This is a genomic window from Metabacillus fastidiosus NBRC 101226 (genome assembly GCF_001591625.1).
In the GTDB taxonomy this organism is placed as follows: domain Bacteria; phylum Bacillota; class Bacilli; order Bacillales; family Bacillaceae; genus Metabacillus; species Metabacillus fastidiosus.
The window spans coordinates 26,368-41,991 of the sequence record NZ_BCVG01000011.1 but is presented as its reverse complement, the minus strand read 5'-3'; the positions used below and the strand labels follow the sequence as shown (position 1 = coordinate 41,991).

Here is a 15,624-nt window from a genome sequence, read left to right as displayed (position 1 = left end):
GGAGAAAATGAAATATTTTAATTTGCGAAAGGAAAATTTTATTGCAATTGTAACAATAAAACATCCGCCGGCTAATGCTCTATCATCCGTCGTCTTGAAAGAATTATCCATCTTGTTTGACCAATTTGAAACAGATGATCATGTAAGAGTTATTGTTTTACATGGAGAAGGGAGATTTTTCTCAGCAGGTGCTGATATAAAAGAATTTGTCCATGTTCAAAATGGAACGGAATTTTCAAGTTTATCAAAAGATGGCCAACAGCTTTTTGAGAGGATTGAATTATTTCCTAAACCAGTTATAGCGGCAATTCACGGGGCGGCTTTAGGCGGCGGGTTGGAATTAGCACTAGCCTGCCATATGAGAATTGTGACGGAAGATGCAAAGCTTGGTCTCCCGGAATTACAATTAGGTCTTATTCCAGGTTTTTTTGGAACAGAGAGACTGCCTCTTTATATTGGCAAGTCTCAGGCACTTGAACTATTGCTTACAAGTGCGACGATAAGAGGAACAGATGCAGTTCAATTAGGACTTGCCAACCATGCTTTTCCAGATGAAACAATGTTTGAAGAAGTGTTAATAATAGCAAGAAAATGTGCAGAAAAGAGTCCGATTTCTGTTAAAGCCGTTATTTCTCTATTAAATGGATATAAAGTGCTGAATTATTATGAGCGTATGGAAAGAGAAGCAATATTATTTGGTGAAGTATTTGAAAGTGCTGATGCAAAGGAAGGAATTAGCGCTTTTCTAGAAAAAAGAACACCGGTTTTTAAAGGAAAATAAATATTCACCATAATTAAATATTGGGGGAATGGATATGAATATTTATGTCATATTGAAAAGAACGTTTCATACAGAAGAAAAAATTATTATTGAGAACGGAAAAATAAGTGAAGACGACGCTGAATTTATTATTAATCCATATGATGAATATGCCATTGAAGAAGCAATTCAGCTGAAGGATCAAAATAATGGAGAAGTAACAGTTATAACAGCAGGCTCGCAGGAAGCGGTGAAAGAGCTTCGTACGGCATTGGCGATGGGATGCGATAAAGCAGTTCTTATTGATATAGAGGATGACGTAGAAGATGGTGACGAATTTACAATTTCACATATTTTAGCCCAATATTTAAAAGAGAAAGAGATCGATTTAATTATTGGGGGTAATATGGCGATTGACGGTGGTTCAGGCCAAGTCGGTCCGAGACTCGCTGAGCTATTAAATATTCCATATGTAACGACGATTACAGAGTTTCAAATAAAAGAAGGGAAAGCATTAGTTACCCGTGACGTGGAAGGTGATTCAGAAATAATTGAAACGACATTACCTCTTCTTGTAACTGCACAGCAAGGATTGAATGAGCCCCGTTATCCATCACTCCCAGGTATTATGAAAGCAAAGAAAAAACCGCTTGAACAATTAGAGCTTGATGACTTAGAACTTGAAGAAGAAGAAGTCGCTCCGAAAACAAAAACAATTGAAATTTTTTTACCTCCGAAAAAGGAAGCTGGCAAGGTTTTGCAAGGAGAGCTCAAAGACCAGGTAGCAGAACTTGTCTCACTTTTGCGTAATGAAGCAAAGATTATTTGAAGCCTAAATACAAAAGGAGAGGGAGGATACAATAATGAGAAAAGTAATTGTTTTAGGAGAAGTGCGTGACGGCTCTTTACGAAATGTATCATTCGAAGCACTTGCAGCTGGAAAAACGATTGCTGCAGGAGGTGAAGTAATCGCGGTTTTAATAGGAGAGGACGTTTCTTCCTATATAGATAAATTAGTCCAGTACGGGGCAGACCGTATTATTAAAGTTGAACATATACATTTGAAAAATTATACATCAGACGGTTATTCACAAGCCTTGCTCGCGGTAATTGAAAAAGAAGATCCAGAAGGAGTCGTATTTGGCCATACCGCTTTAGGGAAAGATTTAGCACCGAAAATTGCTGCCCGTATTCAATCAGGTTTAATTTCAGATATAACTGCGCTTGAAACAGCTGATGATAATGTCATTTTTACACGGCCAATTTACTCTGGAAAAGCATTTGAGAAAAAAATAGTAACCGATGGTCCCATATTTGTTACTGTACGGCCGAATAATATTGCTCCGCTTGAAATGGATGAATCAAGAAAAGGGGAAGTATCTGCCTTGCAAGTGGACATAAAAGATATAAGGACAATTGTAAAAGAGGTACTCCAAAAAGCTTCAAAAGGAGTCGATCTTTCAGAAGCAAAAGTTGTTGTAGCGGGTGGACGCGGTGTAAAAAGTGAACAAGGCTTCAAACCGCTGCAGGAGCTTGCTGATGTACTGGGTGGAGCAGTCGGTGCTTCACGTGGCGCCTGTGATGCTGATTATTGTGACTATTCCTTGCAAATTGGTCAAACTGGGAAAGTGGTGACACCGGATTTATACATTGCTTGCGGCATATCAGGAGCAATTCAGCATGTAGCAGGGATGTCGAACTCAAAAGTAATTATCGCAATTAATAAGGATCCTGATGCTAATATTTTTAAAATCGCTGACTATGGAATTGTTGGTGATTTATTCGAAGTCGTTCCAATACTTACGAAGGAACTCAGAGAGATTATTCAGAAAAAATAATGTTTTTCATTTAAAAATAAGGGGAAAATAAAAAGGAAACAATGCATTTTATTAGCTACTTTTTAAACCAGGTGCTATACTTTAAACATATTTTTTAACTAATTAAAGGAGGAATAATAATGGCAATTGTAAACGCAACAGATCAAAACTTTTCTACAGAAACAAACGAAGGAGTAGTCCTAGTTGATTTCTGGGCACCTTGGTGCGGACCTTGTAAAATGATTGCGCCTGTTTTAGAAGAGCTTGATCAAGAATTAGCTGGAAAAGCGAAAATTGTGAAAGTAGATGTGGATGAAAACCAAGAAACTGCAGGAAAATACGGTGTTATGAGTATCCCGACACTTCTTGTTTTAAAAGACGGAGAAGTTGTTGATAAAGCAGTTGGTTTCCAACCGAAAGAAGCACTTGCAGAAGTAGTAAACAAACATATCTAATGAAGAAGGGGTGACGTCAAGTCAGCCCTTTTCTATTTTTCCAGTAGTTATTGCCTAGGAAATACACTGTTAAAATGGTAGGATAAGAGGTAAAAAGGAGTGTTCGCGATGAATAATAAATTAAAAGAAAAGCTTGCACTTCTTCCAGATCAGTCAGGCTGTTATTTAATGAAGGATCGGCAAGGTACGGTTATTTATGTGGGGAAGGCAAAAATACTGAAAAATCGAGTACGTTCTTATTTTACCGGCTCACATGATGGAAAAACATTGCGTTTAGTAAATGAAATTGAAGATTTTGAATATATCGTAACATCTTCTAATCTTGAGGCACTTATTTTAGAGTTAAATTTAATAAAGAAATATGACCCAAAATATAATGTGATGTTAAAGGACGATAAAACATATCCTTTTATAAAAATAACGGCGGAAAGGCATCCGCGTTTACTCACAACGAGACAAGTAAAAAAGGATAAGGCAAAATATTTTGGACCATATCCAAATGTACAAGCTGCGAGGGAGACGATTAAATTATTAGAACGTCTGTATCCGCTTCGCAAATGTACGACAATACCAGACAGAGTTTGTCTTTACTATCATATGGGACAATGCCTGGCCCCATGTGTGTATGACGTGACCGAAGAAAAAAATAAGGAAATGGTTGAGGAAATTGCAAAATTTCTAAACGGCGGCTATAAAAAAATTAAAGATGAATTAGTAGAAAAAATGCTTAAGGCATCTGAACAATTAGATTTTGAAAGAGCAAAAGAGCTTCGTGACCAAATTCACCATATTGAAGCAACGATGGAAAAACAGAAAATGACGATGAATGATTCTGTCGACAGAGATGTATTTGGCTATGCATTTGATAAAGGATGGATGTGTGTCCAAGTATTTTTTATACGCCAAGGGAAACTCATTGAAAGGGATGTATCTATGTTTCCGGTTTATGATACACCAGAAGAGGAATTTCTCACTTATTTAGGACAGTTTTATGAAAAAAACAATCATTTTCTTCCGAAAGAAATTCTAATTCCAGATAGTGTCGATCATGAAATAATTGAGCAGTTTTTAAACGTGCATGCATTGCAGCCAAAAAGGGGAAAGAAGAAAGATCTTGTCCTTCTTGCTCATAAAAATGCAAAAATTGCTTTAAGGGAAAAGTTTGCTCTCATTGAAAGAGATGAGGAAAGAACGATAAAAGCAGTGGAGAATCTTGGAGAAAAACTTGGTATTTATACACCAGTCCGAATTGAAGCATTTGATAACTCAAATATTCAAGGGACTGATCCAGTATCGGCGATGGTTGTGTTTATTGATGGAAAACCTTCGAAAAAGGATTATAGGAAATATAAAATAAAAACAGTTCAAGGTCCTGATGATTATGAATCTATGCGTGAGGTCGTTAGAAGAAGATATTCAAGAGCATTAAAAGACCAATTGCCGCTGCCTGACTTAATTATTATTGATGGCGGTAAAGGCCATCTTTCAGCTGCCCAAGATGTATTGGAAAATGAATTAGGATTAGACATCCCGGTTGCTGGTTTAGTGAAAAATGAGAAGCACCGGACATCAGAGCTTATTCTTGGAGAAGCGGCAGAAGTAGTGCAGCTTGAAAGAAATAGTCAGGAATTTTATTTATTACAAAGAATTCAAGATGAAGTGCATCGCTTTGCGATTACATTTCACAGACAACTGCGTGGGAAAAATGCTTTTCAATCCGTTCTTGATGATATTCCGGGTATTGGTGAAAAGCGGAAAAAATTATTGCTTAAACATTTCGGATCTGTGAAAAAGATAAAGGAAGCGAGTATTGAAGAGTTGAAAGAAGCGGGCGTACCAAAAAATACAGCCCAACTAATTTTAGAGAAATTGAGAGAACAAGAAAGGGATCTCAGCTAAAAAATAAAGGGAAGGCTAACCCATTATATAATTTTAAAAAAACATTCGACATTTCTTCATTTTGGTGGTTTAATCATTTTTCCTGTTCATTTGCAAATGCCTTTCAGCTTTTGCTGGAAGGTACTTAAAAACTATCGTTTACATTTAAATAAAAAATGAAAATAAGGTAGATATGTCAAAAAATATTCTTAATATAATAATGGATGTTAGCCATTTAAATTAAATTTTATCCTTACTGTCCGATTTAACAGTGAAAATAACCTTTTTCGCCCGTTTTTTCACTTGTTCAAATGATTCGGTAATCTGCTTATTTATTTGCTGTATCTGTTCTGCAATAAAACCGGCCTCTAATTGAAAGGAGAAATCAGTAGATGATGCTTTCAATCGATTTGAAATAAGTTCGCTGCTTAATTCAAACACCATTTCATCTTTTTTATTATGTATGAGAGTGAGTGTACCCCATCCCGCGGCTGAAAAAAATGAAGTAAGTTCATCAACTGTTTCGACAGGATATTTACGTGCAAGTCTTTTCCCAGCCCAGTAAAGCATCTCCGTATGATCCTGCCCAAGAAGGTCGGGCAATAACGCCTCACGTAATAATTCAAATCCAAATGCACATATATTTATATCTTTTAATTGCTCATAATCTACAAAATAACTATTTTTTTTCACATTTTCTCCCCTCTTTCTCTAAAATATTATATAACAAGTTTAGTGAAGAAAAACATGTAATATTAACTTTATTCTAAAATGGAAAGGAATGAGGTGAAAACGCAGGAAAGTTGAGAATGAAGGCGTTTTCTTGACGCTCCTGACCGTTGGGAGTAAAATGAAGATGTGAATAATTTTATGAGAAAATGTTAAAAATGGAAGTTTTGAGTGGAAGCACATTTTAGATTAGGAGGTAATGTACTGTATGACTGGAAACAAAGAGTTTACGAATCGCAGACTGCACTCATTGCTAGGAGTTATTCCAGTTGGAGTCTTTTTGATTCAGCATCTAGTTGTTAACCATTTTGCCACTAGCGGTCCTGATGCATTTAATGCGGCTGCAAAGTTTATGGAAAATCTTCCTTTCAGGTTTGTGCTTGAAACAGTTATCATCTTTTTACCACTTTTATACCATGCAATTTACGGAATTTACATTGCATTTACTGCAAGGAACAATGTCAGCAATTACAGCTTTTTTAGAAATTGGATGTTTTTACTCCAACGTATCAGTGGAATCATTACGTTAATATTTATTTCATGGCATGTATGGGAAACAAGAATTGCAGCAGCTTTTGGTGCAGAGGTCAATTTTGATATGATGGCATCTATTTTAAGCAGTCCATTCATGCTCATTTTTTATGTTGTCGGTGTCATTTCAACTATTTTTCACTTTGCAAATGGTCTATGGTCGTTTGCAGTCAGCTGGGGAATTACGATCACTCCTCGTTCACAACTAATTTCTACATATGTAACGATCGGTATATTCATTGCTCTTTCCGTTGTAGGAATTCGTGCCATTTTCGCATTCGTTTAATCGATGTAACGCTACTTACTTAAAGGGAGTTGGAAATATGAGTAGAAATAAAATCACTGTAGTCGGTGGCGGATTAGCTGGTTTAATGGCTACAATTAAAGCTGCTGAAGCGGGAGTTCAAGTAGATTTATTTTCACTAGTCCCTGTAAAACGTTCCCACTCTGTATGTGCACAGGGAGGAATTAACGGTGCTGTTAATACGAAGGGGGAAGGAGATTCTCCTTGGGAGCATTTTGATGATACAGTTTATGGCGGTGATTTTTTAGCGAATCAGCCGCCTGTTAAAGCAATGTGTGATGCAGCACCAGCAATTATTCATTTATTAGATCGGATGGGAGTTATGTTTAACCGTACTCCAGAAGGGTTGCTTGATTTCCGCCGTTTTGGAGGAACACAGCATCATCGTACGGCTTTCGCAGGTGCAACAACAGGCCAGCAATTATTATATGCTCTAGATGAACAGGTACGTCGTTATGAAGTAGCCGGTTTAGTAACAAAATATGAAGGATGGGAATTCCTAGGTGCGATTATTGATGATAATGGGGTATGCAGAGGCATTACCGGACAAAATTTATTATCAATGGAAATAAAAGCATTTCCTTCAGACGCTGTTATAATGGCAACAGGCGGTCCAGGTATTATTTTTGGTAAATCGACAAACTCCGTTATTAATACAGGGTCTGCAGCATCTATTGTTTACCAGCAAGGTGTGTATTATTCAAACGGAGAATTTATTCAAATACATCCGACGGCAATTCCAGGTGATGATAAGCTTCGTTTAATGAGTGAATCAGCCCGCGGTGAAGGCGGACGTGTATGGACATATAAAGATGGAAAGCCATGGTACTTCTTAGAGGAGAAATATCCTGCATACGGAAATCTCGTACCGAGGGATATTGCTACACGTGAAATTTTCCATGTCTGTGTTGATTTGAAACTAGGTATTAACGGGGAAAACATGGTTTATCTTGATCTTTCACATAAGGATCCGAAAGAGCTTGATGTTAAGCTTGGTGGAATTATTGAAATTTATGAGAAGTTTATGGGGGATGACCCGCGTAAAGTACCGATGAAAATCTTCCCTGCTGTCCATTATTCGATGGGCGGATTGTGGGTGGATTATGATCAAATGACAAACATTCCTGGCTTATTTGCAGCTGGTGAATGTGATTATTCTATGCACGGCGCTAACCGATTAGGGGCAAACTCCTTACTTTCGGCAATATTTGGCGGTATGGTTGCAGGTCCAAATGCTGTAAAGTATATTAATGGACTTGAAAAATCTGCTGAAGATCTACCTTCTACTTTATTTGATAGCTATGTAAAACAAGAAGAAGAAAAATGGTCTGATATTATGAAGCTTGACGGGAATGAAAATGCATACGTTATCCATAAAGAGCTAGGTGAATGGATGACAGATAATGTGACGGTCGTCCGTTATAATGACAAGCTGCTGCAAACAGATGAAAAAATCCAGGAACTGATGGAAAGATACGATAAAATTAATATAAATGATACAGCGAAATGGAGTAACCAGGCCGCAGCATTTACACGCCAATTAAAAAATATGCTTGAATTATCAAGGGTTGTTACAATTGGAGCTTATAATCGTAATGAGAGCCGCGGGGCACATTATAAGCCGGATTTCCCTGATCGTAATGATGAACAATTTTTAAAGACAACGATGGCTAAATTTACTGGACATAAAGTAAAACCTGAATTTCATTATGAAGATGTCGATGTCTCGCTTATTAAGCCGAGAAAACGTGACTATTCAAAATCAAAAGAGGGGGATAAGAAATGAGCGACAATAAAACAGTTACGTTTATTATTACGCGTCAAGACTCACCTAATACAGCCCCTTATGAAGAAAAATTTGAAATTCCATATCGCCCGAATATGAATGTCATTTCTGCCCTTATGGAAATTCGAAGAAATCCAGTTAATGTACAAGGAAAAGAAACAACACCAGTTAACTGGGATATGAACTGCTTGGAAGAAGTTTGTGGCGCATGTTCCATGATCATTAACGGTCAGCCAAGGCAATCATGTACAGCACTTGTCGATAAATTAACACAACCGATTAGATTGCAGCCAATGAGAACATTCCCTGTCGTCCGTGATTTACAAGTCGATAGAAGTCGTATGTTTGATTCATTGAAAAAAGTAAAAGCATGGATTCCAATAGATGGGACATATGATCTTGGACCGGGACCGCGTATGCCGGAAAGAAAGCGTCAATGGGCATATGAATTATCAAAATGTATGACATGTGGAGTGTGTCTTGAAGCTTGTCCAAATGTAAACAGTAAATCTAATTTCATTGGACCTGCTCCATTATCACAAGTAAGGCTGTTTAACGCGCATCCAACAGGAGAAATGAATAAATCAGAACGACTAGAAGCAATTATGGGAGAAGGGGGACTTGCAAACTGCGGCAACTCACAAAACTGTGTGCAATCATGTCCTAAAGGTATCCCGCTCACTACTTCCATAGCAGCGCTTAACCGTGATACAACCGTTCAGGCATTTAGGAATTTCTTCGGCAGCGATAAAGCATAATACAAAACTGTCCAGACTCTGTTTGGGCAGTTTTTTCATTAATAGTTTCAATATTCTGTTTGGCAGCCTTCATTTTCGTTTTAAACAGAATCATATTAAATTTCTGTCCACTCATTTCTAAATCACACAATTTAATAATTTATAAGTTCGAATACATTTTCCGCTAGATTTTTAAAAAAGTTATTAGTTAAATGCTCATTTCTTCCTGAAACGCTGTCACAGTGAGACCTCTGCATACATACAATATGTTGACTAAATATATACCCAACCGTTAGTACAGCTCTCACCTTAGCAAGGAGGGTTTCAATAGTTGAAGGATAAAGAATTTCAATCCAAACCATTACTCACGAAAAGAGAGAGAGAAGTATTTGAATTATTGGTCCAAGATAAAACAACGAAGGAAATCGCTGGTGAGTTATTTATTAGCGAGAAGACAGTTCGAAACCATATTTCGAATGCAATGCAAAAGCTTGGTGTTAAGGGGCGGTCACAAGCGGTTGTTGAGCTCCTTCGGATGGGCGAACTTGAGCTCTAATAGATACTGGCTATCTTTTTAAAGATGGCCAGTTATATTTGTGCTCATACATATGGAGTCCTCTTTATAGAGCTAAAGATAGTGGAGAATAGGAAGGACTTTCTGCCCTTGTTAAAGTATGGAAGTATGATAAGATGATGTTGAAAAAATATCGGAGGAAGCTTTTCTATGAATGATTTTGTTATCATGTTAAAAACTAGAAAGATCATTATGCTTAGTTTCTTATCCATTATGTTTCTATTGCTTGGCTTGCTGCTTATCATACTTACTTGGGGAGAAAATATGATTTTTCCACAGGTTTTAGGTATACTGATTGTACTTATATTTGGCTTTTGCCTTATATATTATGTCAAAGTTCTTGTTGCAAAAGAGCCTGCTTTAGTTATTTCCAATGAAGGTATTACTGATAATTCCAGTTATATTGGTGCAGGCTTAGTAAAGTGGAACGAAATCGAAAATATTGATTTTTTTGAAATGTCAGGGCAATTATTTCTTGGAATTGCTACTTATGACCATGATCTTATTATTAATCGTATGAGCGGAATGAAAAGGATTTTTAATAGAATGAATAAAGGTCTTTTAAATACTCAGGTAAACATAGCGGTTAAAAATCTTGATTGTCCCATTGATGAGCTCGTTGAAGTAATTAATAATCGTTGGCAAGGAGCAATGGAGAAAAATAAATAATGGAAAGAGGGAAGCTCTGGGTTTTCTTTATTCAGAGTTTTTCTTGACCTAAACTATATGAATATGAAGCTTGCATTTTTTATTAAAAAGATAGAGAATATGAAAAGAAATCTATAAAGTGAAACTTTCATCAGTGAGGGGGAGATTTTTTTCATCTTCCACTGATGATGAGTTGAGGCCAGCAGGATGCGGGTCACACATACGTTGCTCACGTGACGAGGCGAATTTAGTATGTGTTCCCTTGTCCGGACCTTTACGGGCAGTTGATTTTCCACTTATTTTCCTCGAATTCTTAGAAAATAGAAGTGAGAGTCTTATTGCTCGTTAAGTCTGGGATAAAGAATGTTACTATGTATTGTGATGAATGAGGCGATTTTTTGAATAAGAGACCTATTGGTGTTATTGATTCTGGTGTCGGCGGTTTAACCGTTGCAAAAGAAATTATAAGACAGTTACCAAAAGAGGAAATTATTTATTTAGGTGATACAGCTAGATGTCCGTATGGACCGAGACCGATAGAAGAAGTACGTAAGTTCACATGGGAGCTTACGGATTATTTGCTTAAGAATCATCATATAAAAATGCTCGTAATTGCATGTAACACAGCGACAGCAATTGCTTTGCAGGAGATTCAGGAAGCGATTGATATTCCAGTTGTCGGTGTTATCGTTCCAGGTGCCAGAACGGCTATTAAGATTACAAAAAATGAGCATGTTGGTGTAATTGGAACAGAGAATACGATTGAAAGCCGTGCATATGAAGAGGCTTTAAAACTGCTTAATGACCGATTAACGGTGGAAAGCTTAGCATGCCCCAAATTTGTGCCTCTCGTTGAAAGTGGAGAATACGAGGAAATAGAAGCAGAGAAAATTGTGGAAGAATCTTTGAATCCTTTTAGAAAAAGTAAAATGGACACTTTAATTTTAGGTTGTACACATTACCCTATGTTAAAAAATACGATTGAGTCAGTTCTTGGTCAGTCTGTTAAAATTATTAGTTCCGGTGATGAAACAGCTCGTGAAGTAAGTACGATCTTATCATATAAGAATGGATTAAATCTTTCCGATGAAAAGAAACAGCATTTATTTTTAACAACTGGTTCTAAAGAGCTTTTCCAAGAAATAGCATCAAAATGGTTTGAAAAGCCGATTGAAAGTGTAAGAAAGATTACGTTAAATGAATTAGTTAATGGTAATAAAAATATATAAGCGATTAGGACTGTCTGCAAAATAGACAGTCTTTTTTATTTTGCTGTCAATATATTGTCCGAAAATTATCGGTATAAATTTTAAAAACAGCCCGTATACATACTAGTACAAACTGCCTTTGGAGGGATTATGAATGTTTAGAAAACATACAAAAATGGTTGCAGTTACTGTAATCGCCTCAGCGATGTTGCTTTCAGGTTGTGGTTTATTTGGAGGAGAGGAAGCGACAAAGGAAATTGATCCACCACAAAATGTCACATATACCGATGAAAATATCGATAAATTAGCAGAGGGTGAAGTGAAAGAAGTAAGTGATAAAAAAGTGAATGATGAGAAAGCGGTAGAGACGGTTAAAAGCGAGCTTTATTTAATTGATGAGAATGGTCTCGTTGTTCCGTATGCGGTTGATTTGCCAAAAACAGAAAGTATTGCAAAAGAATCACTTGAATATTTAGTAGTTGGCGGTCCGGTAACGAATATACTACCAAATGGCTTTAGGGCGGTTTTACCTGCAGATACACAAGTTTTAGGAGTAAATATTAAAGATGACGGTACTGCAATTGCTGACTTTTCACCTGAATTTAAAGATTATAAAAAAGAGGACGAAGAAAGAATACTGCAATCTATTACATGGACATTAACTCAGTTTGATTCCGTGAAAAAGGTCAAAATATGGGTGAATGGGCATGAACAAAAAGAAATGCCTGTAGATGGAACTCCTATTCAGGATGGAATAAGCCGAATGGACGGAATTAATTATGACACGTCAGATGTAGTGGATATTACAAATACACAGCCTTTAACAGTTTATTATTTAGCTGAAACTGGTGGGAAGGCTTATCATGTACCGGTAACAAAGAGAATAAGCAATGAGCAAAATGATCCGATTGTCGCTGCTGTTGATGAATTGATAAAAGGTCCTGAATCAACAGGATTATTAAGTGACTTTCAAAATGGAGTAAAGCTTTTAGGAGCACCTAAGTATGAAGACGGTAAAGTAACACTTGATTTTAATGAATCAATTTATGGCAGCCATGACGAGGAGAAGAAAATGATTTCGTCCAATGTATTAAAATCGATCGTTCTTACTTTAACGGAGCAAGAAGGGGTTGAGAGTGTTAATATTACGGTGAATGGTAAGGCTGATCTTGTGAAGGAAGACGGTAAAAAACTTGATAAACCAGTAACAAGACCACAGAATGTGAACACAGGTAGTTTTTAATTATGACTATTTGATATAATATATAGGAGAAGAAAAGAGGTGTTCTAAATGACACCTCTTCTTTATGTTTAGAAGACGAAATAGGAGTGGAATAGATGAGAAATGACGGCCGTAAATTGGATCAATTGCGTAATGTTGACATTGTAACAGATTTTACAATCCATCCAGAAGGTTCTGTATTAATAACTGTAGGGAATACAAAAGTTATTTGTAATGCGAGTATAGAAGAGAGAGTTCCTCCATTTATGAGAGGAGAAGGACGCGGCTGGATTACGGCAGAATATTCTATGCTTCCAAGAGCTACAGAGCAAAGAACAATTCGTGAATCGGCTAAAGGGAAAATAACTGGAAGAACAATGGAGATTCAAAGACTTATTGGTCGTGCACTCCGGGCTGTAGTCGATCTGCAAAAATTAGGTGAGAGAACGATTTGGATCGATTGTGATGTTATCCAAGCTGATGGAGGTACACGGACAGCTTCCATTACTGGTGCGTTCGTTGCAATGGTAATTGCTGTTGGAAAGCTTGTTGAAAAAGGAAAAATAAAAGAACTTCCGATAACAGATTTCCTAGCAGCTACATCTGTTGGAATTGATGCAGAGCTTGGCGAAATTCTCGATTTAAATTACATAGAAGATTCAAGTGCACAAGTAGACATGAATGTTATTATGACATCGACTGGAAAATTAGTAGAAGTACAAGGAACGGGAGAAGAAGCAACTTTTTCACGTGCTGAGCTTAATCAAATGTTAGATTTAGCGGAAAAAGGTATTTCTTCACTAATCGGGCATCAAAAAGAAGTACTTGGAGATTTAGCTGTTCATGTATTAGAGAATATAAATAAGCAGGAAGATTCGAAATGACAGACATTATTATTGCAACAAAAAACAGTGGGAAGGCTAAGGAATTCCAGCATATATTAAAGCCGCTTGGATATAATGTTCATTGTTTATTGGATTTTTCAGATGGAGAAGATGTAGAAGAAACAGGTCAAACTTTTATAGAGAATGCTATTTTAAAAGCAGAGGCAATTGCTAAGCAATATGGAAAATTAACAATTGCAGATGATTCAGGCTTAGTGATCGACTATTTAAATGGTGCTCCAGGCATTTTTTCGGCACGTTATGCGGGACTGGAAAAAAATGATCTTGCAAATATAAATAAAGTTCTTAATGAATTAGCAAATGTACCAAAAGACGAACGGGCGGCAAGATTCATATGTGCATTAGCTATTGCAGGACCGGCAAGAGAAACAATTACGGTGGAAGGTACATGTGAAGGCTATATTGCCGATGAGATGATAGGAACTAGCGGCTTCGGGTACGATCCGATTTTTGTCGTAAAAGATTTAGATGTGACAATGGCACAGCTGTCACCAGAACAAAAAAATAAAATTAGCCACCGTGCCAACGCAACGAAAAAATTAGAAAGCATTTTGAATTCATAGGGCGTGGTATTTGATGAAAATATTAATAATGAGTGACAGCCACGGATTAATAGACGAGGTAGAAGAAATTAAACTACGTCATCAACAAGAAGTTGATTATATGATCCATTGCGGTGATTCTGAATTAAAGGCAGCAGATCAAATCCTGTCCGGTATGGATGTTGTTAAAGGAAATTGCGATGATGATGAAGAATTGCCAAATGAAGTAATAAAAGAAATCGATGGCTGCCGTTTCTACATAACACATGGACATTTACACAATGTGAAAAGTACATTAATGAATGTAACGTACAGAGCGCTAGAATGTAATTGTGATATTGTTTGTTTCGGGCATTCCCATATCGCAGGTGCGGAGATGGCTAATGATATTTTATTTATTAATCCCGGCAGTATCCGTATGCCTAGAATGCGAAAAGAGAAAACATATGTTATACTCGAATTAGAAAATTCAACGGCAACTGTTCATTTTTATGAAGTGAATGGAGATATAATAAAAGGACTAACGGCTGAATTTATATTAAAAGATGGATGAGGAGGATACTCCTCTCCATCTTTTGAAAAAAAATTAAAAACTTTATTGACATTTAAACTTCAACTGAATATAATAATAATTGTCGCTGATACTTAAGTGATTATAATTAAATTAACTGTTTGTCCCAGTAGCTCAGCCGGATAGAGCATACGCCTTCTAAGCGTACGGTCGGGAGTTCGAATCTCTCCTGGGACGCTAATAAAAAACATTCATCAATTTGATGAATGTTTTTTTTTATTATACCATTGATTAAAAATAGAGAACTGTTTCCTCTATAATAAAAAAAGACCTGCTAGGTCCCAAATGGTTTGGCGAAGAATTCATTTATTTCTTCTAATGTCATCCCAGTACTTAAAGTAATCCAAACTAATTCATGCCAATCTTGTTCTGAGAGTGATTCTCTTAACATGTCCAGTTTCTCCATAGAATCTCCAATACTTTAAGAATATAGTTCTTTAATAACCAATTATGTTAAAAATTAGATAGTTAATAGGTATTTTAGACTGTATTTATAGAAAAGTAAAGGAGGAAAAGTATTAAATGCCATATTTCATATTTGGGATATGTCATGCAGAAAGGGAGAGCGTGTATTATGTTTTAGATACATATTGCACTAATTGGCTGGATAGGTAAAATGAAGCAGAGATAGGTGATTTTGATTAATTGATAAGCTGCAGGATAGATTAAAGGTATTTGAGCTAAGTATTTGTAACAGGAAGTTTTTAAACCCAGTCTGCTTTAATAGTAAACTTTAAAGATTTGCCAATGTATAATAAAGTATTAATTAGCTGGGCTGACTTTACAGCAAGGATATAAAATTAAAAGCATCATATATGAATATCTTTTGCTTCTTATTTTTTCTTCATTACTTGTCATTTAAATTATTCCACAGAAACTTTGTATCAAATAAAAAGAGTTAGTTTATAATAATAAGCGTTAAATATAATTTACTGCTTTAAAGCAGTTAAAACTGAT

Annotated in this window: 16 protein-coding genes and 1 tRNA gene; 16 read left to right on the top strand and 1 reads right to left on the bottom strand. The window is 36.4% G+C overall.

Annotation, left to right across the window (positions count from 1 at the left end):
- Nucleotides 1–7: 7 nt before the first annotated feature.
- The 5 genes from BFA01S_RS05020 (at nucleotide 8) to uvrC (ending at nucleotide 4,931) form a co-directional block, all read left to right on the top strand.
- Nucleotides 8–781, top strand: a complete 774-nt coding sequence (locus BFA01S_RS05020; RefSeq protein WP_066226526.1) for an enoyl-CoA hydratase — start codon at nucleotides 8–10, stop codon at nucleotides 779–781.
- A gap of 34 nt (nucleotides 782–815) precedes the next feature.
- Nucleotides 816–1,589, top strand: coding sequence for an electron transfer flavoprotein subunit beta/FixA family protein (locus BFA01S_RS05015; RefSeq protein WP_066226524.1), 774 nt, complete (start codon nucleotides 816–818; stop codon nucleotides 1,587–1,589).
- Between the two features lie 31 nt (nucleotides 1,590–1,620).
- On the top strand, nucleotides 1,621–2,598 hold the full coding sequence (locus tag BFA01S_RS05010; protein ID WP_066226522.1) for an electron transfer flavoprotein subunit alpha/FixB family protein: 978 nt from the start codon (nucleotides 1,621–1,623) through the stop codon (nucleotides 2,596–2,598).
- Nucleotides 2,599–2,717: 119 nt separating this feature from the next.
- Entirely contained in the window at nucleotides 2,718–3,032 is a 315-nt protein-coding gene (gene trxA, locus BFA01S_RS05005) for a thioredoxin (protein ID WP_066226520.1), read from the top strand.
- 108 nt (nucleotides 3,033–3,140) lie between these two features.
- Nucleotides 3,141–4,931, top strand: a complete 1,791-nt coding sequence (gene uvrC, locus BFA01S_RS05000) for an excinuclease ABC subunit UvrC (protein ID WP_066226515.1) — start codon at nucleotides 3,141–3,143, stop codon at nucleotides 4,929–4,931.
- A gap of 219 nt (nucleotides 4,932–5,150) precedes the next feature.
- Here the strand turns inward: uvrC and BFA01S_RS04995 are convergent, their stop codons facing one another.
- On the bottom strand, nucleotides 5,151–5,603 hold the full coding sequence (locus tag BFA01S_RS04995; protein ID WP_066226513.1) for a YslB family protein: 453 nt from the start codon (nucleotides 5,601–5,603) through the stop codon (nucleotides 5,151–5,153).
- Nucleotides 5,604–5,847: 244 nt separating this feature from the next.
- Here BFA01S_RS04995 and BFA01S_RS04990 point away from each other — a divergent pair, with 244 nt between their 5' ends.
- The 11 genes from BFA01S_RS04990 (at nucleotide 5,848) to BFA01S_RS04940 (ending at nucleotide 14,844) form a co-directional block, all read left to right on the top strand.
- Nucleotides 5,848–6,456 (top strand): succinate dehydrogenase cytochrome b558 subunit, encoded by a 609-nt coding sequence (locus tag BFA01S_RS04990; protein ID WP_066226511.1) that lies wholly within the window; start codon nucleotides 5,848–5,850, stop codon nucleotides 6,454–6,456.
- A gap of 37 nt (nucleotides 6,457–6,493) precedes the next feature.
- Complete coding sequence (gene sdhA / locus BFA01S_RS04985) at nucleotides 6,494–8,260, top strand: succinate dehydrogenase flavoprotein subunit (RefSeq protein ID WP_066226509.1); 1,767 nt, start codon at nucleotides 6,494–6,496, stop codon at nucleotides 8,258–8,260.
- Nucleotides 8,257–9,018 (top strand): succinate dehydrogenase iron-sulfur subunit, encoded by a 762-nt coding sequence (gene sdhB, locus BFA01S_RS04980; protein WP_066226508.1) that lies wholly within the window; start codon nucleotides 8,257–8,259, stop codon nucleotides 9,016–9,018. Before sdhA ends, sdhB begins: the two co-directional genes overlap by 4 nt.
- A gap of 310 nt (nucleotides 9,019–9,328) precedes the next feature.
- Nucleotides 9,329–9,553, top strand: a complete 225-nt coding sequence (gene gerE / locus BFA01S_RS04975; RefSeq protein ID WP_066226504.1) for a spore germination transcription factor GerE — start codon at nucleotides 9,329–9,331, stop codon at nucleotides 9,551–9,553.
- 168 nt (nucleotides 9,554–9,721) lie between these two features.
- Nucleotides 9,722–10,240 carry an STM3941 family protein gene (locus BFA01S_RS04970; protein ID WP_066226502.1) on the top strand — a complete coding sequence of 173 codons (519 nt, stop codon included), beginning with the start codon at nucleotides 9,722–9,724 and terminating at the stop codon, nucleotides 10,238–10,240.
- A gap of 377 nt (nucleotides 10,241–10,617) precedes the next feature.
- Complete coding sequence (gene racE, locus BFA01S_RS04965) at nucleotides 10,618–11,448, top strand: glutamate racemase (RefSeq protein WP_066226500.1); 831 nt, start codon at nucleotides 10,618–10,620, stop codon at nucleotides 11,446–11,448.
- 133 nt (nucleotides 11,449–11,581) lie between these two features.
- Nucleotides 11,582–12,670 (top strand): GerMN domain-containing protein, encoded by a 1,089-nt coding sequence (locus BFA01S_RS04960; RefSeq protein WP_066226498.1) that lies wholly within the window; start codon nucleotides 11,582–11,584, stop codon nucleotides 12,668–12,670.
- A gap of 95 nt (nucleotides 12,671–12,765) precedes the next feature.
- On the top strand, nucleotides 12,766–13,533 hold the full coding sequence (gene rph, locus BFA01S_RS04955) for a ribonuclease PH (protein WP_066226496.1): 768 nt from the start codon (nucleotides 12,766–12,768) through the stop codon (nucleotides 13,531–13,533).
- Nucleotides 13,530–14,117, top strand: a complete 588-nt coding sequence (locus BFA01S_RS04950) for an XTP/dITP diphosphatase (RefSeq protein WP_066226494.1) — start codon at nucleotides 13,530–13,532, stop codon at nucleotides 14,115–14,117. Before rph ends, BFA01S_RS04950 begins: the two co-directional genes overlap by 4 nt.
- A 13-nt stretch (nucleotides 14,118–14,130) precedes the next feature.
- On the top strand, nucleotides 14,131–14,649 hold the full coding sequence (locus tag BFA01S_RS04945; protein ID WP_066226491.1) for a metallophosphoesterase family protein: 519 nt from the start codon (nucleotides 14,131–14,133) through the stop codon (nucleotides 14,647–14,649).
- A gap of 121 nt (nucleotides 14,650–14,770) precedes the next feature.
- Nucleotides 14,771–14,844 (top strand) — tRNA-Arg (locus BFA01S_RS04940).
- The last annotated feature ends 780 nt before the right edge of the window (nucleotides 14,845–15,624 follow it).

Coding starts and splice junctions, on each gene's coding strand:
- BFA01S_RS05020 (WP_066226526.1), top strand. CDS start 8: ATGAAATATTTTAATTTGCGAAAGGAAAATTTTATTGCAATTGTAACA.
- BFA01S_RS05015 (WP_066226524.1), top strand. CDS start 816: ATGAATATTTATGTCATATTGAAAAGAACGTTTCATACAGAAGAAAAA.
- trxA (WP_066226520.1), top strand. CDS start 2,718: ATGGCAATTGTAAACGCAACAGATCAAAACTTTTCTACAGAAACAAAC.
- uvrC (WP_066226515.1), top strand. CDS start 3,141: ATGAATAATAAATTAAAAGAAAAGCTTGCACTTCTTCCAGATCAGTCA.
- BFA01S_RS04990 (WP_066226511.1), top strand. CDS start 5,848: ATGACTGGAAACAAAGAGTTTACGAATCGCAGACTGCACTCATTGCTA.
- sdhA (WP_066226509.1), top strand. CDS start 6,494: ATGAGTAGAAATAAAATCACTGTAGTCGGTGGCGGATTAGCTGGTTTA.
- sdhB (WP_066226508.1), top strand. CDS start 8,257: ATGAGCGACAATAAAACAGTTACGTTTATTATTACGCGTCAAGACTCA.
- BFA01S_RS04970 (WP_066226502.1), top strand. CDS start 9,722: ATGAATGATTTTGTTATCATGTTAAAAACTAGAAAGATCATTATGCTT.
- BFA01S_RS04960 (WP_066226498.1), top strand. CDS start 11,582: ATGTTTAGAAAACATACAAAAATGGTTGCAGTTACTGTAATCGCCTCA.
- rph (WP_066226496.1), top strand. CDS start 12,766: ATGAGAAATGACGGCCGTAAATTGGATCAATTGCGTAATGTTGACATT.
- BFA01S_RS04950 (WP_066226494.1), top strand. CDS start 13,530: ATGACAGACATTATTATTGCAACAAAAAACAGTGGGAAGGCTAAGGAA.
- BFA01S_RS04945 (WP_066226491.1), top strand. CDS start 14,131: ATGAAAATATTAATAATGAGTGACAGCCACGGATTAATAGACGAGGTA.